The following is a 19,390-nucleotide window of genomic DNA, read 5'->3' on the forward strand; positions in this document are numbered from 1 at the left end:
ACAGGATGATAACGGACCTCGATCCCTAGAGTTGCTGCGACGTTGTAGCGACCAGTCGAAGGTACCTGTCCGGTCATGAAAAGCACTGCTTCCCTGTTTCGCGCGCTGCTTGCCGTATCGATGCTCGCCGGCTGTTCCAGCTATCGGCCGACGCCGGCAGCCTTCCATGAGGTGCTCGACCAGCCCTATCGTCTTGGCGCCGGCGATCGCGTCCGCGTCACCGTGTTCGAGCAGGACGGGCTGACCAACACCTACAGCGTCGACCAATCCGGCTACCTCTCCTTCCCGCTTGTCGGCGCCATACCGGCACGCGGCCACACCGCACAGCAGATGGAAAAGCAAATCGCCGACAAATTGCGGCAAGGCTATCTGCGCGATCCCGACGTTTCGGTCGAGATCGACCGCTACCGGCCGATCTTCGTCATGGGCGAAGTGGGTGCCGCCGGCCAATATTCCTATGTCCCCGGCCTGACGGTGCAGAAGGCAATCGCCATTGCCGGCGGTTTCACGCCGCGCGCCAACCAGGAAAGCGTCGACATCACCCGCGACATCAACGGCAAGGTAATGACCGGCCGCGTGGTCACCTCCGACCCGCTGCTGCCCGGCGATACCGTCTACGTCCGCGAACGCCTGTTCTGACAGACACCACGTGGCGGACACACTCAGGATCGTCCACTGCTTTCGCTCACCCGTCGGAGGAATTTTCCGGCATGTGCGCGACCTGACCGAGGCGCAGGTCGCCGCCGGGCATTCCGTCGGTATCGTTTGCGATTCGACGACGGGCGGCGAGTTCGAGGAACGTCTGTTCGAGCAGATGAAGGACATGCTGGCGCTCGGCATCCACCGCACGCCGATGCAGCGTCATGTCGGGCCGGGCGATCTTGCCTCGGCCAAGCGCACTTACAGGATCATCAAGGAATTGCGGCCGGACGTGTTGCACGGGCACGGCGCCAAGGGTGGCGCCTATGCCCGTCTGTTCGGCTCATTGTTGCGGGTATCAAGGTCTCGCGTAGCCCGCCTTTATTCGCCGCATGGTGGCTCTCTCCACTATGACGAGAACACGACCACCGGAAAGCTGTTCTTCGCGCTCGAGCGCTTCATGGCCCGCTTCACCGACTATCTGCTGTTTGTCTCCGACTATGAACGGCAAACCTATCGCAGGAAGGTCGGCGAACCGCCCATTCCCAACACCCTGGTCTATAACGGCCTGCGCGCCACCGAATTCGAGCCGGTGATCGCCGAGCCCGACGCAGCCGATCTGCTCTATATCGGCATGATGCGCGACCTGAAGGGTCCGGACATCTTTATCGATGCACTGGCGCTGGCCGGCTCCCAGTTCGGCCGCGCGCTGACGGCGGTGATGGTCGGCGACGGCGACGACCTGCCGCGTTACCACGCTCAAGTGAAACGCCTCGGGCTTGAGCGCCATGTTCGCTTCCTGCCGCCGATGCCGGCCAGGGAGGCGTTTGCGCTGGCGGCGCTCGTCATCGTTCCCTCGCGCGCCGAAGCCATGCCCTATATCGTCCTGGAAACGCTAGCCGCGGGAAAGCAGATGATCGCCACCGCCGTAGGCGGCATTCCGGAGATCTTCGGCACCGGTTCCCCTGCCCTGATCCGGCCCAACCCGGTCGAGCTTGCCGACAAGATGAGCCAGGCGCTGGCCGACCCCGCTGCCTATAGCGACCTGATGCCCGATGGCGCCAACCTCAAAGCGCGCTTCGGCGCCGATGTGATGGCCGCCGACATCGAGAAGGCCTACTTCGCCGCGCTCGACAAATAGGGCGCAGGGCCAAGCCGTTTCAAAGCCACTAGTTGTTTCAAGGGTTTCTTAGCTCTCTTTTGCTATTCACCGTAGGGAAGCTTGCGGAAAGCCCCATGAACGAGATCGACCCCGCGCGCCGCTTTTCACCGGAGGCGGTGCGTAAATTCGACGGCCCGGCCGATGGCGACACGCCAAGCGGCATGAACGATGTCGCCCGCCAGGTCGCCACGCAGTACCGGCGCGATACAATGTCGCCGATCATGGTCAGCGGCGTCCTGCGCATGGTCGAATTCGGCTTGCTGTTGCTGTCCGGGCTCGCCGTCTATTTCCACTATGTCGGGTTCTTCAACTATCTCGCCTGGCAATATCCGCTGACGATCGCCGCCGCGTCGTTTCTTGCCGTGGTGCTGCTCGACGTCACCGACTGCTACCAGATCGTCGCCCTGATGCGGCCCATCGCCAATTTCGGCCGCGTGCTGCTGGCCTGGGCTGGTGCCTTCGCGCTGATGGCGTTGACCGCGTTCGTCATGAAGATGTCGCAAGACTATTCGCGCCTTCTGTTCGGCAGCTGGTTCGTCATCGGTTTCGTTCTCATCTTCGGCCTCAGGCTGGTGATGTCGAAGCTGATCCGGCGCTGGGCGCGCGACGGCCGCATGGAGCGGCGCGCTGTCATCGTCGGCGGCGGCAAGGCGGCGGAAATCCTGATCCGCTCGGTCGAAAAGCAGCCTTACAACGACATCCGCATCTGCGGCATCTTCGACGATCGCGGCGACAAGCGCTCGCCGCCCATCGTCGCCGGCTATCCGAAACTCGGCACCATTTCGGAACTGATCGAGTTCGCCCGCATCGCCCGCATCGACATGCTGATCGTGTCGCTACCGCTGACCGCCGAATCGCGCGTGTTGCAGTTGCTGAAGAAGCTGTGGGTGCTGCCGGTCGACATCCGGCTGTCGGCGCATTCCAACGCGCTGCAATTTCGCCCGCGCGCCTATTCCTACATCGGCTCGGTGCCGATGCTCGACATCTTCGACAAGCCGATCAACGACTGGGATTCGGTCGCCAAGCGCGCCTTCGATATCATCTTCAGCCTCATCGGCATCGTCGTGTTCTCGCCGGTGATGCTGGCGACAGCCATCGCCATCAAGCTCGACAGCAAGGGCCCGGTGCTGTTTCACCAGAAGCGGCACGGTTTCAACAACGAAATCATCGAGGTCTACAAGTTCCGTTCGATGTATACGGACAAGGCCGACCCAACCGCCAAGCAGACGGTGACCAAGAACGACCCGCGTGTCACCCGCGTCGGCCGCTTCATCCGCAAGACCTCGATCGACGAGCTGCCGCAGTTCTTCAACTCGCTGCTGGGTTCGCTGTCGCTGGTCGGCCCGCGCCCGCATGCCATCGCCGCGCAGTCGCACAACCTGCTCTACAACGAAGTGGTCGACGGCTATTTCGCGCGCCACAAGGTGAAGCCCGGCGTCACCGGCTGGGCGCAGATCAATGGCTGGCGCGGCGAGATGGACACCAACGAGAAGATCCGCATGCGGACGGAATACGACCTCTATTACATCGAGAACTGGTCGCTGCTGTTCGACCTGCGGATCCTGTTCCTGACGCCGATCAGGCTGCTCAACACGGAAAACGCCTATTGAGCGCGATCAGCCATGATGTGCCGCGCGCGGCGGTCAACGCCAAGCTGATCGCGTTGATTTCCTCATGCGCGGTTTTCCTCGGCATATTCCTGTCCGGCTTCGTCATCAGCGAACCGGCGCCTTACGAACTCTACATGGCGGGGCTGATCGCCATCTGGGCTCTCTTCGGCCTCAGGGTGTCGCGTGCCGCAATGCCGCTCCTGGTGCTGCTGGTGACGATGAACATCGGCGGCATGATGGCGATGACGCAGATGTCGGATCTCGCCAACACGCCGCTCTATCTCGCCGTCTCGCTGTTTCTGGCCTTCACCGCGGTGTTCTTCGCCTCGGTGACCGCGGTGCAACCGAGCCTCTACAGGCTGATCTTCGTCGCCTATGTTGTGTCGGCGGTGATAACCTCGCTGCTCGGCATAGCCGGCTATTTCCACGCCTTTCCGGGCGCCGAGATGTTCACCAAATACGACCGCGCCGCCGGCGCCTTCCAGGACCCGAACGTGTTCGGCCCGTTCCTGGTGCTGCCCGGCATCTATCTGCTTTACCTGCTCCTGACCGGACCTGTCTCGCGCATGCCGCTGCTGGCGATGCCGCTGCTGATCATCACGGCCGGTATCTTCTTTTCCTTCTCGCGCGGCGCCTGGGGCATGTTCGCCGTCTCGGCTGTCCTGCTCACCGGCTGCCTGTTCCTGCAGAGCGCCAGCGGCATGTTCCGGCTGCGCGTGGTGGTGATGACGATCGCCGCGCTGGCGCTGCTGGTCGTCGCCATGATCGTCATCCTGCAGCTGCCCGGCGTGTCGGAGATGTTTTCCAACCGCGCCCATCTCGAGCAGAGCTACGACACCGCCCGCCTGGGACGCTTCGCCCGCTATGCGATCGGCTTCCAGATGGCGATGGAGCATCCATTCGGCATCGGCCCGCTGGTCTTCGGCACGATTTTTGGCGAAGACACCCACGACATCTGGCTGAAGATGCTGATGGACTATGGCTGGCTCGGCTTCGTGTCGTTCCTCACGCTCGTCGCCTGGACGATAGCAGCCGGCTTCCGCATCCTGCTGCGCGACCGGCCGTGGCAGCCCTATCTATTGTGCGCCTATGTCGCCTTCATCGGCAATATCGGGCTCGGCACCTTCATCGACATCGACCACTGGCGCCACGTCTACCTGCTGCTCGGCCTGATCTGGGGCGCCATCGCGCTGGAATATAGGCACCAGCGGCTGTTGCGGCCTGCCTTGCACCGCTCATCCGCACCCTCGTCTTGATGTCCTCGCAACCGAGGAGCTGCTGGATGACCTTCAGGTTGCTCTTACGCAGCACGTGAGTGGCGGCGGTAGGCTAGGTATCGCGGAAGTGAAGTTCTTCACGCTGGCCTTCGGCACGGCGCGCCGCATTGCGATCTTCAGTCCTGCCTCTGTCAGAAGGTAGCGGTCTGCCCTGATCAGCCGATCGAAGTCGTTTCGCCACAGGTGTTCTTCCGGATGCCGCTTGTCCGCTCGCCTCTGGCAACGTGGTCTATCCAGGTGCTTCTTCAAACGCTATTCACTTGCCGGACGGACCACTAAACGGGGGCATGCATGTCGAAGTTAACCGAATGGCTACGGGAGAGAGGTCTCCTCTGGGCAAAACCCGTGCCTCCGTGTGTAAAGCTGGGGCGATACACGCATGACCTTCCTAGCAAGTCTTTCCTCTTCCCCTCTGACGAATCGCCGGTGACCATAGGCGCATTTTGTGCCTTCGCGCGGGAAGTTATATTCATCTGCCAGGCCAATCATCCAACAGAGACCGCGTCAAACTTCGGTTTGCAGGACCAGATCCTCGGAACCAAGACGTCGATGGAGTATCTTCGGACTAAAGGTCCGATTGTCATCGGGAACGACGTCTGGGTGGGGGCGCGGGCGACAATCATGTCGGGCGTCACTATTGGCGATGGCGCCGTTGTTGCGGCATGCAGCGTGGTCACGAAGGATGTGCCACCCTACGCGATAGTAGCCGGCAACCCGGCGCGGGTTATCAAATATCGTTTCTCCGAGGACACTATCGCGGCCATGCTGAAAATTCGTTGGTGGGACTGGCCCATCGAGCGCATCAAACATGAAAAGGCCGCCTTCGATTTACCCGCCGAGCAGTTCGTTCTCCGTTTCCGCTAACGGCCAGCAGGCTATGTGCATTACAGCGCGGAGACACTAGCATTAACTCCCAACGCTACCGTCCGGCACATTGTCGGAGCGGATTTGCTCCGCTGAGTTATCCACAGAACGACTCACGAACACCCTTGGGACTTTCCGTGGGGAAAAATGTGCCGTTGCCTGCGTTTCGCTGCTCTTCGGTTCCGTTATGTTCTTAGCATGCCTTTTTGCTCTTGCGCCGGAACCCTTGAGAATATAGGGCTTTCCGCGGTCCGGAGTGTAGCGCAGCCCGGTAGCGCACTTGACTGGGGGTCAAGGGGTCGTCGGTTCGAATCCGGCCACTCCGACCATTTCAAAGCAGGACTTGCCCCCGAAGTCCGCCTCTCCAGATACCCGGCCAGATCTCGGATCGGGGCAAAATCTCAGAATGCGTCCTCTACCGTCCTGCTTGAACTCGGGATCGGGTCCTGAGCCTACCCTTGGCAGACATCGACCCACTCAGCGTCGGTGATCTCAACCAAGCGCTGTGGCGCGATCCGCACCGCGGCGTTGGTGGCGCCAGCCGCGGGCACGACCTCATCGAAATCGCGCAGCGACTTGTCGCAATAGACCGGCAGCGGCGCCGGCAGGCCGAACGGGCAGACACCGCCGACCGGGTGGCTGGTCGCCTCGACCACCTCCGCGGCGTCGAGCATTCGCGGCTTGCCGCCGAACTGGTCCTTGAACTTGCGGTTGTCCAGCCGGGCGATACCGCTGGTCACCACCAGCATGGTGCGGTCGCCGACGCGCAGGCAGATCGTCTTGGCGATCTGTGCCGGCAGAACGCCATGCGCCTCAGCCGCCAGCGCCACCGTCGCCGAGCTCGCTTCCGTGACGATGACGTCGATGTCGGGTGCGTGAGCGGCGAAGAAGGCATGAACGGATTCCAGGCTCATCGTCAAACCCATGATTCAAACTTGATGGACGGCAAATATTTCAGCAGATTCTGGCCGCCGCGCGTATAAACACGCGCGACACACAAATCGGCAAGCCCCAGGCCGAGGCAGAGAGGCTGCGGCACCACTAAAGACAAACCCGCCAAGGGTGTCTTGGCGGGTTGTCGGGCATGCCTGGTGCGGATTTATGCGAGGGATCGACCTTGCGCCGCCGGCGTCGGCCCAGCCGGGGTGATCAGGGCCTCCTGGGGAAGTCGAAGCGCGGACACAATACGACGCACTTTCGACGGGTCCGTTATCCGGCCGTTCTCGATATCCTCAATCTCGTCGACCGCCAGACCGCATGTCAACGAAAGCTTTTCCAGACTGTAGCCGCGGGTCTCCCGCATCGCTCTGAGGGTGCTGTAATCAGGCCCGCTTCCGTTGGCTGCCGGTTCGGAGGGGGCTTCGTTTTTTGCATTATGGGGCATTGGCAACTCCATGACTGAAAGAGTTTGATCAAATGTGGAGTGTTGCCTGAGACGATCGGGAAGATGCCCGCTCGCCGGCGATTTGCCAAGTGCCAATCTGACCGTCACGGGATCGTGAACCACAGGCGCGTGCGGCCGTCTCGCACACATCGGCCGCATCAAGTTCTTTTGAACACCCGAGCACCTTTTTGCCCGGTGGTTTCGGCCCACCTGTTCGTTGTTCTGATGTGCTGGCGTGAAACCATCCGGTTCCAGCCAGCCGGTTCACGGAAGGATCTCTGCGATGAACTTGAAGACACTCATGCTCGTGCTCGGCACGATTTTCAGCCTTTCCATTGCCACTGTGGGCGGCGCTCAGGCGGCCGACACGCTGCGCGTGCGCGGCACCGTGGTCAGCTTCGAGCCCACGTTGCTCACCGTGAAAACCCGTCGGGGTGACACCGATGCGATCAAGCTTAATGCCGACTGGAAGATATCAGGCGTCGCCAGCGCATCCGTGAAGGACATCAAGCAGGGCGATTTCCTCGGCATCGCCTCGGTCTCGAAGTCGGATGGCGGCAGTGGCGCCTTGGAGGTGGTGGTCTTCCCGGCCGCCTTGAAAGGCACTGGCGAGGGTGATCGTCCCTAGGACCTGCAGCCAAACAGCCGGATGACCAACGGCACCGTCGCCGACGTCACCGACATAAGCGGTCGAGCCGTCACGCTGACCTATGACAATGGGCAGACGAAGAAGATTTCGATCCCCGACACCACGCCTGTCGTGACCTTCGCGCCCGCCACACCGACCGACCTCAAGCCGGGCGCTACGGTCTTCGTGACCGCCCAGCGCGAGGCGGACGGTAAGTTGAGCACCAGCCGCGTCGTGGTGGGAAACAATGGCGTGGTCCCGCCGATGTAGGCAAACAGCCGGAAAGGCGCGGCGTTTCGGCCCTGGCGATGATGATGGCGACTGCCCGGATTCCGCAGAAACAGTCCCGAAACAAAATTCTACAATCGGGAAATACTGACGAAAAAATTCAGGAGCGTAATCCCATTCGCGGCGATCGGATCACCGACCCGATGACCTGCTAAAAAGGAAACGATCCATGAAGAAGTCCCTCCTCTCGGCCCTCGGGCTTGCAGTTGTACTTGCTTTCACGGTGCCGGTGATCGGCGCGACGAGCACGGATGCGGCCCCGATGGCAAGACATCATCGTCACCATCATCGCCATTACCACCCCATTCATCACCGCCATCATCACCATCACCACCACGTGAAGAATATCTAGGCATAGCGAACTGCCAACAAGAAGACCGGCCTTGGCTTCTTGTTCAAGGCTGGTCTCCTTTTGGTACTGCGGTGAGGCTCGACACAATCGGGGTGCGCCAAGTTCGTCGAATGACAGCGTCAGGATTCGACGCAACCGACGAAAGCTTTTTCCTCAGCGCCGGCTGAACAGCAGACTGACAACGAGACCGAGCACCCCGAGGCCGACCGCGGCGGCCGCCGCCGGATGGTCGCGGGCCGACTTCTCGATCACCCTGCCCTGTCTGCGGATTGCCGGCATGGCATCGCGCAGACGCTCGGCAAGGTCGGAATAGGTGTCGAGCGCGGCATCGCGACTGTCTTCGTAGTAGGCGCCGCCTCGCCTGGCCACGGCCCTCTTCAAGCTGGCCAATTCCTTGGTAAGAGCCGCGACCTGCCTGTCGAGATCGGTATCCGAGAGGGTCGAAAATGCCATGATGCGTTTCCTTCATTTGCAGAAGGAAGCGTAACGCCTCACCGGAAGACGGGTTCCGGTTTTCGAAATATCGATGTCGCTTCGGTCAGCGCACCTGGTCGAGCAGACGCTTGCATTCCAGGAGATCGAACAGCGCCTCTTGCAACAGCGCGCGATTGTCGCGCGAGAGTTTCGACGCGTCCGGCTGCACCGGACCGTCCTCGTCGCCCTTGCCCAGACCGAAAAAGCGGCGGCTGGGTTTGACGCGCGGCTGGCCAACCAGTTCGTCGTCCATGCCGCGCGGCTGGGCCGCGGGCGTCAACGGCACTTGATCGGCCTGCTTTCGTTGCGAGATCGCCTCGACGGCGGCCATGTCGCCACTGCCGATGGCGACCAGGAAATGATTGCCGTTCTCGCGCAACAGCTTCTGCACGCCCTTGATGGTGTAACCCTGGTCGTAGAGCATGTGGCGGATGCCCTTGATCAGTTCGACATCCTGCGGCCGGTAGTAACGACGACCGCCGCCGCGCTTCATCGGCTTGATCTGGGTGAAACGCGTTTCCCAGAAACGCAGCACATGCTGCGGCAGATCGAGATCTTCGGCGACCTCGCTGATGGTACGAAAGGCGTCGGGGCTCTTGTCCATGGGCGAATCCTCACGCTGGACGATGATCCGGCTTACCCTGCCGAATCGGGTCTTATTTCAGCGGTTTATGAAGCAATATTCAAGCCCGGCGTCATGGCGGCGGCGGTTTTCAACCACGCATTGTGGCTACTTGCCGCTTTTGGCCTTGCCGCTTTGGTGGGAGCGCAAGATACGGCTCTTCAGCACGTTCGACGACTTGAAGGTCATCACCCGGCGCGGCAGGATCGGCACTTCTTCGCCGGTCTTGGGATTGCGGCCGATACGCTCATTCTTGGAGCGGACGTGGAATGTCGCGAAGGACGACAGCTTCACCGTCTCGCCACGAACGATCGCTTCGCAGATTTCGTCCAGCACCGCTTCGACGAGTTCGGCCGATTCAGTGCGCGACAGGCCGACCTTCCGGTAAACTGCCTCGGCAAGGTCGGCGCGCGTAAGTGTCTTTCCCCCCATCCGACCGTCCCATCAGTTCAAAACACAAAATTCGGCACAACAACGGCAGAGCCTAAGTAATTGATCCGGCAAGGTCAAGGACCGAAACCGGACCGTTTGGCACTTACCAGCGAACCAGGACTGCACCCCAGGTGAAGCCGCCACCCATGGCTTCCAGAAGCACGAGATCGCCCTTCTTGATGCGGCCGTCGGCGACGGCCACCGAAAGCGCCAACGGCACGGAAGCAGCCGAGGTGTTACCGTGCAAATCGACCGTAACCACCACCTTTTGTTCGGCTATCCCGAGCTTCTTGGCGGAAGCGTCAATAATTCGTTTATTGGCCTGGTGCGGCACGAACCAGTCGAGATCATCGGCTGATATACCGGCCTGTGAGAACGTCGCCTCGATGACGTCGGTGATCATACCCACCGCATGCTTGAAGACTTCGCGGCCCTCCATCCTGAGGTGGCCGACGGTGCCCGTGGTCGACGGCCCGCCGTCGACGAAAAGCTTGTCCTTGTGCGCCCCGTCGGAGCGCAGGCTGGCCGCCAGAACGCCATTGTCGGCAATCGTGCCCACGCCCTCGCCTGCTTCCAGGATCAAGGCACCGGCGCCGTCGCCGAACAGCACGCAGGTCGAGCGGTCGCTCCAGTCGAGGATGCGCGAGAATGTTTCCGAGCCGATGACCAGGACCCGCTTGGCCAGGCCGCCGCGGATGTAGAGGTCGGCGGTGGCAACGGCGTAGACGAAGCCAGAGCAGACCGCCTGCAGGTCGAAGGCAAAACCGTGATGCATGCCGAGCCGGTTCTGGATCTCGACGGCGGTGGCCGGGAATGTGTTGTTGGGCGTCGAGGTCGCCAGTACGATCAGATCGAGGTCGGCGGGCGTGAGACCCGCATTGGCAAGCGCAGCGCGCGCCGCCGCCTCCCCCAGCGAAGCCGTCGTCTCGTCATCACCAGCAATATGGCGCTGGCGAATGCCGGTGCGCTGAGCGATCCACTCGTCGGACGTCTCGACCATGCCTTCGAAATCGGCATTCTTCATGATTCGGCGGGGCAGCGCGGCGCCCATGCCGCGCACGACTGATCTGATCAAAGTTCTTTCCTATTCCTTTGCGTCGGTAACGACGTCGGATTTCCTGTTTGCCTGGGCATGCGGGTTGCGCGCATGGAACAGGTCGAGGTCGGCCTCGATGCGGTCGAGCAGATTGTTGCGCACCATATCATAGCCAAGCTCGATCGCCGCGGCGAAGCCGTCCGAATCAGCACCACCATGGCTTTTCACCACGATGCCGTTCAGTCCCAGGAAGACACCGCCATTGGAGCGACCGACATCCATCTTTTCGCGCAGGCGATCGAAGGCGCCCTTGGCGAAGATATAGCCGATCCTGGCCATCAGCGTCCGGCTCATAGCGGCGCGCAGATAGCCACCAATCTGGCGCACCGTGCCTTCCGCCGTCTTCAGCGCGATGTTGCCGGCAAAGCCTTCGGTGACGACGACGTCGACCACCCCCTTGCCGATGTCGTCGCCTTCGACGAAACCGTGATAGTTCATCGAGGCCATGTTGGCTTCGCGCAGCATGCGCCCGGCTTCCTTGACCTCTTCCTGGCCCTTGATCTCCTCAACCCCGACATTGAGCAGCCCGACGCTGGGCCGGGCGACGCCGAAGACCGAGCGCGCCATGCCGGTGCCGAGAATGGCAAAGTCGATCAGCTGGTGCGCATCGGCGCCGATGGTGGCACCGACGTCCAGCACTACGCTTTCGCCGCGCAATGTCGGCCACAGGGCGGCGATCGCCGGGCGCTCGATGGTTGCCATGGTGCGCAGGCAGAATTTCGACATCGCCATCAGCGCGCCGGTGTTGCCGGCGGAAATGCAGGCGTCCGCAGCGCCGGTCTTGACCGCTTCGACGGCCTTCCACATCGACGACTTCCAGCGGCCGTGGCGCAGCGCCTGGCTCGGCTTGTCGTCCATTCTGACCGCGATTTCGCAATGGAAGAACTCGCTGACCTCGGCGAGCTTCGGAAACTTGGCGAGTTCCGGGCGCACAACCTCCTCACGCCCGTAGATGACGAAGCGGATGTCGGGACGGCGGGTCGCGACCGTCATGAGCGCCGGAATGACCACGGCTGGCCCGTGATCGCCGCCCATGGCATCGATGGAAATCCTGATCACTCGGTATTTATCTCACTGTTAGGCGGCAGGTCGCTTTAGCGACCGCGAAGGTTCGGCGAAAATAACGGTTTTGGGCTGCCGCACAACCGACTTTTCCGTCGCGGGCGAGGTTCTCAGGATTTTCCCAGCAAGGATCGCAGTTTTTGCTGAAATTCATTCTCCGCCGGTTCGGCCTCGCTGCCGGCATTCAGCGAGGCACCCTGCTTGCGCGGATAAGGGTAGATAGCCAGTCCGAAGTACTGTTCGGCAAGTGCCCCGACATCGATCGTGTCACCGGAAAATGTTTCGGGACTGTCAGGGCCTTCCGCGTCGAGCAGGATTTCGCCGCCGCCATCGAAACCCTGCCGTCCAAGCTTGGAGTCCTCGGGCAGCAACAGCGCTTCGACCGGCTCGTCGATATGCGCTTCGACAGGCTCGAGCGTGACGATGCAGGCCTGGGTGATGTCGGCTTCGACGCGACCGCTGATCTTTACGCCATTGCGCTTCCATGACGCCACCAGGAGTTCGGCGCGATAGGATTCGACAGAAATCAGCCCGTGCTCCTCGGCCAGCGCCGCGCGCTGTGCCGCATCGGCCTCGATAACCACCGGCAGACCCTTCTGCGGCAGGCGAGTGATGTTTGCGCGGAATGATACCGGGCTTTGCGGGTCAACGTGCTTCATTGTTCAACCTCCCTTGGCGATGGGAAACGCCAGCGTGCCGGCGACAATCGATTCGGATGGTTGCGCGGCCAACTGACTGCAAGCGTCGGTGACATACGCGGCCAGCAGCGATGCTTCCGGCCAGGCGCCGGCGTCGGGCCGGACATTGCGGGCAAGGGCCGCGGTGAGCCCGTCGCGGTCATTTCTTTCCAGGGCATCGTCATAGGCGGCGGTTCGGCCATAAAACATCTTTGCCAGCTTCTTCATGCGTTTGGGTACGCCGACATCGCCAACGCCCAATTCCCGCAGCGAATGGTCGACGTCGAGGAAGAATTCGTCGATCAGCACCTGAGCAACCTCTCGCGCCACACCGTCCTCACCACGCAACCGGTGCTGGAACAGGAACATGTGCAGCGACAGCATCTCGAAACGGCCAAGCGGCGTGTCCGGCACATTCCAATGGGAATAAAACACCGTCTGCCGCGCCGCCGCCACGATTTGTGCGTAAAGCGCCTCGGTGATAGCGCGGTTGGCGTGGCGTTCGCGGCCAAAAATGCGCTGGAACATTGGGGATGGTCTCCTGGGGACCGTTTGTTGAAGTGGCCTTGTTGCATCGGCAAGCAAGCTGGTTTACCGGTTTCGCGGCCCAGCGCAAGTTGCGGCCAGCTAATGGAGTTGTTGTTGCGCGCGCTGAATTTCAAGTCGACCTTCTCTTCCAGGCCCGCCAGCGCGATCTCGCTGCTGGTTATCATTTCGGCGCTATCCGCCTGCCACACCAACAAGATGATCGGTGACCTCAGCCCGAGCGAGACGCTGACGCAGGGGTATGTCATCGACCAGCAGGCAATCGATTCGGTGCCTGTCGGCTCCAGCCGCGAGCAGGTGCTGCTGGCGCTCGGCACGCCATCGACGACGGCGACCTTCGACAATGAGGCGTTCTACTACATTTCGCAGACGCGCAAACGCTACGTCGCCTTCGACAAGCCGAGGCTCATCGACCAGAAGGTGCTGGCGGTCTATTTCGGTGCCGACGGTCGCGTCACCCAGATCGCCAATTACGGCTTGAAGGACGGCAAGATGTTCGACTTCGTCTCGCGCACCACACCGACCGGCGGCAAGGACCAGAACTTCCTCAGCCAGATCATCAACGGCGCCAGCAAGCTGGCCCCCGGCATTCCCGGCGGCGGCACTCCCTGATCTCAGACCGCCTTCCCCTCGAGGAGGGCAGCACCATCTCAGGCGACCAAAAACCCGCGGGAGCGATCCTGCGGGTTTTTGTTGTGGCCACGCCCAAGGCGATGCCATGGTGCGCTTGCCAGTCATTGGGGTGGCCGACAGCCGAAACGCTGGCCAGGCTTGGACGCTTGCGCTACCGCAAACGTGGCTAGGGCCGGCAAGAGAGAAGCGCTCAAGGATCGACGTCGCTATCGTTCAACAAAAAACCCGCGGGATCGCTCCCGCGGGTTTTGTTTCGAGCAATGCTCCCCGATCAGCCGTGCGCGAGCACGGCCAGCAGCAGGAGAGCCACGATGTTGGTGATCTTGATCGCCGGGTTGACGGCCGGACCAGCGGTGTCCTTGTAGGGATCGCCGACCGTGTCGCCGGTCACCGAGGCCTTGTGCGCTTCGGAACCCTTGCGGTGCTTGACGCCGTCCTTGTCGACAAAGCCGTCTTCGAAGGACTTCTTGGCGTTGTCCCAGGCGCCACCGCCCGAGGTCATCGAGATGGCGACGAACAGGCCGTTGACGATGACGCCGAGCAGCGAAGCGCCCAGCGCCGCAAAGGCGGACGCCTTCGAGCCCGAGATCAACAGCACGCCGAAATAGACGACGAGCGGCGCCAGCACCGGCAGCAGCGACGGGATGATCATCTCGCGGATTGCCGCCTTGGTCAGAAGGTCGACCGCGCGGGCGTAGTTCGGCTTGGAGGTGCCGGCCATGATGCCCGGATCCTCGCGGAACTGCTTGCGCACCTCCTCGACGATGGCGCCCGCCGCACGGCCGACGGCCGTCATGGCGATGCCGCCGAAGAGATAGGGGATCAGGCCGCCGAAGATCAGGCCGGCGACGACGTAGGGGTTGGAGAGATCGAAGGAGATCTCACCCATGCCTTGGAAGTAGGGATATTTGTCGCCATTGGCGGCAAAGAACTTCAGGTCGTTAGAGTAGGCGGCAAACAACACCAGTGCGCCGAGGCCGGCCGAACCGATGGCGTAGCCCTTGGTCACCGCCTTGGTGGTGTTGCCGACCGCGTCGAGCGCGTCGGTGGAGTGGCGCACTTCCTTGGGCAGGCCGGCCATTTCGGCAATGCCGCCGGCATTGTCGGTGACCGGGCCGAAGGCGTCGAGCGCAACGATCATGCCGGCAAGGCCGAGCATCGTCGTGACGGCGATCGCCGTGCCGAAGAGGCCGGCGAGCTGATAGGTCGAGATGATGCCGCCGACGATGACGATCGCCGGAAGTGCCGTCGATTCCAGCGAGACCGCAAGGCCCTGGATGACGTTGGTGCCGTGACCAGTGACCGACGCCTGGGCGATGGAGTTCACCGGGCGCTTGTTGGTGCCGGTGTAATACTCGGTGATCACGACGATGAGACCGGTCACCACGAGGCCGATCAGGCCGCAGATGAACAGGTTCTTGCCGGTGATGACCATGCCGGCGACCGTGCCGACCTCACCCCAGCCCAACGTGACCGAAGTCGCGACGCCGAGGCCAACGATGGACAACAGGCCGGTGACGATCAGGCCCTTGTAGAGCGCGCCCATGATCGAGCCGTTCGAGCCGAGCTTGACGAAGAAGGTGCCGACGATCGAGGTCAGGATGCAGGCGCCGCAGATGGCGAGCGGATAGAGCATCGCCGCACCGAGAACGGCGGTGCCGCCGAAGAAGATGGCGGCGAGAACCATGGTGGCGACGACCGTCACCGCATAGGTTTCGAACAGGTCGGCGGCCATGCCGGCGCAGTCGCCGACATTGTCGCCGACATTGTCGGCGATGGTGGCCGGGTTGCGCGGATCATCTTCCGGAATACCGGCTTCGACCTTGCCGACGAGATCGCCGCCGACATCGGCGCCCTTGGTGAAGATGCCACCGCCGAGACGGGCGAAGATCGAGATCAGCGATGCGCCAAAGCCGAGCGAGACCAGCGAGTCGATGACGATGCGGTCATTGGGCTGAAGGCCCAAGAATTGGGTGAGGACAAGGTAGTAGATCGACACGCCGAGCAAGGCCAGGCCAGCAACCAGCATGCCGGTGATAGCGCCCGACTTGAACGCGATGTCGAGGCCGGCGGCGAGGCTGTTTGATGCGGCCTGCGCCGTGCGAACGTTGGCGCGAACGGAGACATGCATGCCGATGAAGCCGGCGGCACCCGAAAGCACGGCACCGATCAGGAAGCCGACCGCGGCGGTGATGGACAGCAACCACCAGGCGAGCACGAGGACGACGACGCCAACGATGGCGATGGTGGTGTACTGACGCGCCAGATAGGCTTGTGCGCCCTCGCGGATGGCCGCGGAGATTTCCTGCATGCGTGCATTGCCCTGATCGGCCGCAAGGACCGAACGTGTCGCCCAGATGGCGTAAAGGATTGAAAGCAGGCCGCAGGCGATGACGGCGGAAATAATTGTCATTGCCGGATTTTCCTCGATTGATGGCCCAAAAGAACCCCTCCCTGGGCCGTTGAGACAAAGACCGGATTCCGTGCACGGAATCCGCCTCTTCGCAGCGGTGTATGCGAAACAGGGCTGCGAACGTCAAGATATTGTTCGGTTTTTGCCCGGCTTTCGCCCAAATGGTTTGGGCCAAGCGATGACCTGCCGTCAGCACCCTCCTATTAGATCGATTGAAATTGGCCCTGACGCGGGACGCGGCTACTCTGCCTCCCGGCCCATGCGTCGTGCCGTGTAGCGCTCGATCGCCGACAGGCCGTCATAGATCAGCACGGCAAGGGCCGCCACGATCAGGCCGCCCTGCAGGATGAAGGCGAGGTTATTGGACAACAGCCCGGCGATGATCACTTCGCCGAGCGTCCTGGCGGCCACCGTCGAGCCGATGGTGGCGGTGGCAAGGCTGATCACCACCGACAGCCTGATGCCGCCGAGAATGATCGGAGCGCTGAGCGGCAGTTCGACCTTGGTGAGCCTTTGCCAACCGGTCATGCCGGCACCGCGCGCCGCCTCGACCACATTGGCCGGCAGCGTCGTCAGGCCGGTCAGCGCATTCTCGAAAATCGGCAGCAGGCCGTAGAGAAACAGGGCGATCAGCGTCGGCTTCTCACCGAAGCCGACCGCCGGCACGGCGAGTGCCAGCACCGCCACCGGTGGAAAGGTCTGGCCGATGTTGACCAGGCTGCGCGACAACGGCAGGAATTCGGCGCCGGCCGGCCTTGTGACCAGAATGGCAAGCGCCACAGCGACGATGGTCGCGGCCACGGTGGCGATCAGGACAGTGCGCAAATGCAGCAATGTCAGCGTCAGCAGGCTGCCCTGGTTGTAGATCACCGGCGCATTGTTCTCTGTCAGCGGCTTCAGCAGCGGCTCGAACCAGCCGGGATTGGTGACGAAGGCAACGAGCAGCACTACCAAGGCAAGCCTGAGCAGCGATGGAAGCCAGGCCTTCATGCCGGCCTCGCCGCGCGTTTCACCAGACCGTCGACCGTGACGCGGCCAAGCGGCTTGCCGTCGGCGCCTGTGACCGGCAGCGCCGGCCGGCCCGACCACAACAATTCAGCCAGCGCATCGCGCTGGCTGGCGTCGCTGGGGATCGCTTCGCCTTCGGCGGTGCCCTTCTCAACGGCATCGCGCACGCGGCCGAGGGACAGCAGCCGGAACGGCCGCTCGCTGGCGCCGACCAGGGTCTCGACAAAGGCGCTTGCCGGCCTCGCCAGGATCTCGGCGGGCTTGGCGTATTGCACAAGCTTGCCGGCATCCATGACCGCGATCTTGTCGCCCATGTGCACGGCCTCTTCCATGTCGTGGGTGACGAGGATGATGGTGGTGCCGAAGCGCTTCTGGATCGCCAGCAGATCCTCCTGCGCCTTGGTGCGGATGATCGGGTCGAGCGCGCCGAACGGCTCGTCCATTAACAGCACGTTGGGCTCGGCGGCTAGCGCGCGGGCAACGCCGACGCGCTGTTGCTGGCCGCCGGACAGTTCGTGCGGGTAGCGCGGCCCGAAGGATTCGGGATCGAGCTGATAGAGTGTCATCAGTTCGTCGACGCGGGCCTTGATGCGGGCCTTGTCCCAGCCGAGCAGCACCGGCACGGTGGCGATATTCTGCGCCACCGTGCGATGCGGAAACAGGCCGTGGCCCTGGATGGCGTAGCCGATGCTGCGGCGCAGTTCGTAGCCAGGCAGCGAACGATTGTCGGCGCCGTCGAGCTTGATGATGCCCGACGTCGGTTCGACCAGCCGGTTGATCATGCGCAGCAGCGTCGTCTTGCCGGAACCGGAGGTGCCGACGATGACGGCGATGGTGCGTGGCTCGATGACCATCGAAACGTCATCGACCACCGTTGTCGTGTCATAGCGCTTGGTAATGCCTTCGATCTCGATCATGCCGTTTCAACCCTGCGCTTGGTGGCAGTCATTTCGATCACCGCGTCGAGGATGATGGCGGCGGCGAAGGCGAGAGCGACCGTCGGCACGGCGCCGAGCAACACAAGGTCCATCGCCGTCTGGCCGACGCCCTGGAAGACGAACACGCCAAAACCACCGCCGCCGATAAGCGCGGCAATGGTGGCGAGGCCGATGTTCTGCACCAGAACGATGCGGATGCCGGTGAGGATGACAGGAAAGGCCAGCGGAAACTCGACGCCGAACAGGCGCTGTCGGTCGGTCATGCCCATGCCGCGCGCCGCGTCGTTGGCGGCCCGCGGCACGCCAGCGAGACCGACCACGGTGTTGGCCACAACCGGCAGCAACGAATAGAGGAACAGCGCGACGAACGCGGGCGCCGTGCCGATGCCGCGAATGCCGAGCGCGGCAGCTCCCGGCACATGCGTGGCAACCCAGCCGAGCGGCGCGATCAGCAGGCCGAACAGCGCGATCGAGGGAATGGTCTGGATGATGTTGAGCACATTGAGTACGCCGTCGCGCAGCTTTTCGACGCGATGGCAGAGAATGCCGAGCGGCAGGCCGACGACCGCCGCGGCAGCCAGCGAACCGAGCGCCAGCGTCACGTGCTTGGAGCCTTCGGCCCAGAAACTGTCGGCACGGTTGGCGTATTCCTTGAGGATCGACAGATTGTCCCAGCTTCCCGAAATCAACAGCAGCCCGATCGCCAAAGCCGCGACCGCGAGCACGCCAACCCGTGCCAATGGCGACAGGTTCAGCCGTGTCAGCACATCGGCGAGCAAAAGCGTGAAAGCAAAGATGAGGATCCAGAAACCGGAGGCCGGCGAAATTCTCGCAAAGGTATTGCCCGCCGGGGTGAGAAAAGTACCGGCGACGCCGATCAGCAGAGCGAGCGCGGCAAGCGCCACCACGCTGGCGGCAAGGCGCAGCACAAGCGGTGTCTTGAACAGCGCGACAAGTGCCGAGGCGACGATGATGGCAAGCAGCAGCGCCCCGGTCGTCGGCGGCAGTGCCTCGAGAATCGAGCGCGCCTGGCCGGGGACGATGCGGTTGGCGCGGAACGTGGCAAAGGGCGCGGCAAAAGCCGCGTAGGCTGATATCGCGGCAATGACCACGCCGAGCTTGTCGAAGCGCGGGTTCATGACTGCCCCTCTTGAAGAGCGATTGGCGAAAACCGACGCGACATCCGATCTCCCCCCTGGCGGGGGAGATCAGCAGCTTCCAGAGGGAGGTGCCTTGCACCGGTGTCACTATGAGCTAGGCGCTGGACTACTTCAAAAACCCGTTC

General features: G+C 62.5%; 20 protein-coding genes, 1 tRNA gene and 1 pseudogene. 9 read left to right on the plus strand and 13 right to left on the minus strand.

Going from position 1 to position 19,390, the window contains the following annotated elements; genetic code table 11:
* Nucleotides 1-75: 75 nt before the first annotated feature.
* The 6 genes from NKJ06_RS14215 to NKJ06_RS14240 all read left to right on the plus strand — a co-directional run bounded on the left by NKJ06_RS14215 (nt 76) and on the right by NKJ06_RS14240 (nt 5,881).
* Complete coding sequence (locus tag NKJ06_RS14215) at nt 76-639, plus strand: polysaccharide biosynthesis/export family protein (protein ID WP_352629329.1); 564 nt, start codon at nt 76-78, stop codon at nt 637-639.
* A gap of 10 nt (nt 640-649) precedes the next feature.
* Nucleotides 650-1,780 carry a glycosyltransferase family 4 protein gene (locus NKJ06_RS14220; RefSeq protein ID WP_352629330.1) on the plus strand — a complete coding sequence of 377 codons (1,131 nt, stop codon included), beginning with the start codon at nt 650-652 and terminating at the stop codon, nt 1,778-1,780.
* Nucleotides 1,781-1,875: 95 nt separating this feature from the next.
* Nucleotides 1,876-3,411: an undecaprenyl-phosphate glucose phosphotransferase gene (locus NKJ06_RS14225; protein ID WP_352629331.1), complete on the plus strand. Its 1,536-nt coding sequence runs from the start codon at nt 1,876-1,878 to the stop codon at nt 3,409-3,411.
* Nucleotides 3,408-4,667, plus strand: a complete 1,260-nt coding sequence (locus tag NKJ06_RS14230) for an O-antigen ligase family protein (protein ID WP_352629333.1) — start codon at nt 3,408-3,410, stop codon at nt 4,665-4,667. The genes NKJ06_RS14225 and NKJ06_RS14230 overlap by 4 nt, the downstream gene beginning before the upstream one ends.
* Nucleotides 4,668-5,114: 447 nt before the next feature.
* Complete coding sequence (locus NKJ06_RS14235; protein ID WP_352629335.1) at nt 5,115-5,552, plus strand: CatB-related O-acetyltransferase; 438 nt, start codon at nt 5,115-5,117, stop codon at nt 5,550-5,552.
* Nucleotides 5,553-5,804: 252 nt separating this feature from the next.
* Nucleotides 5,805-5,881, plus strand: a tRNA-Pro gene (locus NKJ06_RS14240).
* Nucleotides 5,882-6,004: 123 nt separating this feature from the next.
* On the opposite strand, the gene NKJ06_RS14245 is transcribed toward NKJ06_RS14240, so the two are convergent.
* Both NKJ06_RS14245 and NKJ06_RS14250 read right to left on the minus strand, forming a co-directional pair.
* Nucleotides 6,005-6,466: a YbaK/EbsC family protein gene (locus NKJ06_RS14245; RefSeq protein ID WP_352629337.1), complete on the minus strand. Its 462-nt coding sequence runs from the start codon at nt 6,464-6,466 to the stop codon at nt 6,005-6,007.
* A gap of 185 nt (nt 6,467-6,651) precedes the next feature.
* Nucleotides 6,652-6,936 carry a helix-turn-helix domain-containing protein gene (locus NKJ06_RS14250; RefSeq protein ID WP_352629339.1) on the minus strand — a complete coding sequence of 95 codons (285 nt, stop codon included), beginning with the start codon at nt 6,934-6,936 and terminating at the stop codon, nt 6,652-6,654.
* 283 nt (nt 6,937-7,219) lie between these two features.
* On the opposite strand from NKJ06_RS14250, the pseudogene NKJ06_RS14255 reads away from it, so the two are divergent.
* Nucleotides 7,220-7,834, plus strand: a pseudogene (locus NKJ06_RS14255) (hypothetical protein).
* Nucleotides 7,835-8,021: 187 nt separating this feature from the next.
* Nucleotides 8,022-8,204, plus strand: coding sequence for a hypothetical protein (locus NKJ06_RS14260; protein ID WP_352809996.1), 183 nt, complete (start codon nt 8,022-8,024; stop codon nt 8,202-8,204).
* Nucleotides 8,205-8,357: 153 nt separating this feature from the next.
* Here the strand turns inward: NKJ06_RS14260 and NKJ06_RS14265 are convergent, their stop codons facing one another.
* The 7 genes from NKJ06_RS14265 to NKJ06_RS14295 form a co-directional block, all read right to left on the minus strand.
* Nucleotides 8,358-8,657, minus strand: a complete 300-nt coding sequence (locus NKJ06_RS14265) for a hypothetical protein (RefSeq protein WP_352809998.1) — start codon at nt 8,655-8,657, stop codon at nt 8,358-8,360.
* An 85-nt stretch (nt 8,658-8,742) separates the two neighbouring features.
* Nucleotides 8,743-9,282, minus strand: coding sequence for a MerR family transcriptional regulator (locus NKJ06_RS14270; RefSeq protein ID WP_352629341.1), 540 nt, complete (start codon nt 9,280-9,282; stop codon nt 8,743-8,745).
* A gap of 126 nt (nt 9,283-9,408) precedes the next feature.
* Complete coding sequence (locus NKJ06_RS14275; RefSeq protein ID WP_013532231.1) at nt 9,409-9,732, minus strand: integration host factor subunit alpha; 324 nt, start codon at nt 9,730-9,732, stop codon at nt 9,409-9,411.
* A 103-nt stretch (nt 9,733-9,835) separates the two neighbouring features.
* The gene (locus NKJ06_RS14280; protein ID WP_352629342.1) at nt 9,836-10,807 is read right to left on the minus strand and encodes a beta-ketoacyl-ACP synthase III; all 972 of its coding nucleotides are present in this window, start codon (nt 10,805-10,807) and stop codon (nt 9,836-9,838) included.
* A gap of 9 nt (nt 10,808-10,816) precedes the next feature.
* A complete protein-coding gene (plsX, locus tag NKJ06_RS14285; protein ID WP_352629345.1) occupies nt 10,817-11,887 on the minus strand; it encodes a phosphate acyltransferase PlsX in 1,071 nt (356 codons plus the stop codon).
* Nucleotides 11,888-12,000: 113 nt separating this feature from the next.
* Nucleotides 12,001-12,549 (minus strand): YceD family protein, encoded by a 549-nt coding sequence (locus NKJ06_RS14290; protein ID WP_352810000.1) that lies wholly within the window; start codon nt 12,547-12,549, stop codon nt 12,001-12,003.
* A gap of 3 nt (nt 12,550-12,552) precedes the next feature.
* On the minus strand, nt 12,553-13,095 hold the full coding sequence (locus NKJ06_RS14295; RefSeq protein ID WP_352629348.1) for a ubiquinol-cytochrome C chaperone family protein: 543 nt from the start codon (nt 13,093-13,095) through the stop codon (nt 12,553-12,555).
* Nucleotides 13,096-13,209: 114 nt separating this feature from the next.
* Between NKJ06_RS14295 and NKJ06_RS14300 the strand changes: the two genes are divergently transcribed.
* Entirely contained in the window at nt 13,210-13,725 is a 516-nt protein-coding gene (locus tag NKJ06_RS14300; RefSeq protein ID WP_352629349.1) for an outer membrane protein assembly factor BamE, read from the plus strand.
* Between the two features lie 292 nt (nt 13,726-14,017).
* Here the strand turns inward: NKJ06_RS14300 and NKJ06_RS14305 are convergent, their stop codons facing one another.
* From NKJ06_RS14305 to NKJ06_RS14320, 4 genes are all read right to left on the minus strand, one after another.
* Nucleotides 14,018-16,159, minus strand: a complete 2,142-nt coding sequence (locus NKJ06_RS14305) for a sodium-translocating pyrophosphatase (protein ID WP_352629351.1) — start codon at nt 16,157-16,159, stop codon at nt 14,018-14,020.
* A 240-nt stretch (nt 16,160-16,399) separates the two neighbouring features.
* Nucleotides 16,400-17,149 carry an ABC transporter permease gene (locus NKJ06_RS14310; protein ID WP_352629353.1) on the minus strand — a complete coding sequence of 250 codons (750 nt, stop codon included), beginning with the start codon at nt 17,147-17,149 and terminating at the stop codon, nt 16,400-16,402.
* Entirely contained in the window at nt 17,146-18,084 is a 939-nt protein-coding gene (locus tag NKJ06_RS14315) for an ABC transporter ATP-binding protein (RefSeq protein ID WP_352629356.1), read from the minus strand. Before NKJ06_RS14315 ends, NKJ06_RS14310 begins: the two co-directional genes overlap by 4 nt.
* Entirely contained in the window at nt 18,081-19,244 is a 1,164-nt protein-coding gene (locus NKJ06_RS14320; RefSeq protein WP_352629362.1) for an ABC transporter permease, read from the minus strand. Before NKJ06_RS14320 ends, NKJ06_RS14315 begins: the two co-directional genes overlap by 4 nt.
* Between the last annotated feature and the right edge of the window lie 146 nt (nt 19,245-19,390).

This window comes from Mesorhizobium sp. M0293 (genome assembly GCF_040321735.1).
Lineage (GTDB): Bacteria > Pseudomonadota > Alphaproteobacteria > Rhizobiales > Rhizobiaceae > Mesorhizobium.

Bases quoted from the DNA above. Each gene is read 5' to 3' on its own strand.
- NKJ06_RS14215 (WP_352629329.1), top strand. From the start codon at position 76: ATGAAAAGCACTGCTTCCCTGTTTCGCGCGCTGCTTGCCGTATCGATG.
- NKJ06_RS14225 (WP_352629331.1), top strand. From the start codon at position 1,876: ATGAACGAGATCGACCCCGCGCGCCGCTTTTCACCGGAGGCGGTGCGT.
- NKJ06_RS14245 (WP_352629337.1), bottom strand. From the start codon at position 6,466: ATGAGCCTGGAATCCGTTCATGCCTTCTTCGCCGCTCACGCACCCGAC.
- NKJ06_RS14250 (WP_352629339.1), bottom strand. From the start codon at position 6,936: ATGCCCCATAATGCAAAAAACGAAGCCCCCTCCGAACCGGCAGCCAAC.
- NKJ06_RS14260 (WP_352809996.1), top strand. From the start codon at position 8,022: ATGAAGAAGTCCCTCCTCTCGGCCCTCGGGCTTGCAGTTGTACTTGCT.
- NKJ06_RS14265 (WP_352809998.1), bottom strand. From the start codon at position 8,657: ATGGCATTTTCGACCCTCTCGGATACCGATCTCGACAGGCAGGTCGCG.
- NKJ06_RS14270 (WP_352629341.1), bottom strand. From the start codon at position 9,282: ATGGACAAGAGCCCCGACGCCTTTCGTACCATCAGCGAGGTCGCCGAA.
- NKJ06_RS14275 (WP_013532231.1), bottom strand. From the start codon at position 9,732: ATGGGGGGAAAGACACTTACGCGCGCCGACCTTGCCGAGGCAGTTTAC.
- NKJ06_RS14290 (WP_352810000.1), bottom strand. From the start codon at position 12,549: ATGAAGCACGTTGACCCGCAAAGCCCGGTATCATTCCGCGCAAACATC.
- NKJ06_RS14295 (WP_352629348.1), bottom strand. From the start codon at position 13,095: ATGTTCCAGCGCATTTTTGGCCGCGAACGCCACGCCAACCGCGCTATC.
- NKJ06_RS14305 (WP_352629351.1), bottom strand. From the start codon at position 16,159: ATGACAATTATTTCCGCCGTCATCGCCTGCGGCCTGCTTTCAATCCTT.
- NKJ06_RS14310 (WP_352629353.1), bottom strand. From the start codon at position 17,149: ATGAAGGCCTGGCTTCCATCGCTGCTCAGGCTTGCCTTGGTAGTGCTG.
- NKJ06_RS14315 (WP_352629356.1), bottom strand. From the start codon at position 18,084: ATGATCGAGATCGAAGGCATTACCAAGCGCTATGACACGACAACGGTG.
- NKJ06_RS14320 (WP_352629362.1), bottom strand. From the start codon at position 19,244: ATGAACCCGCGCTTCGACAAGCTCGGCGTGGTCATTGCCGCGATATCA.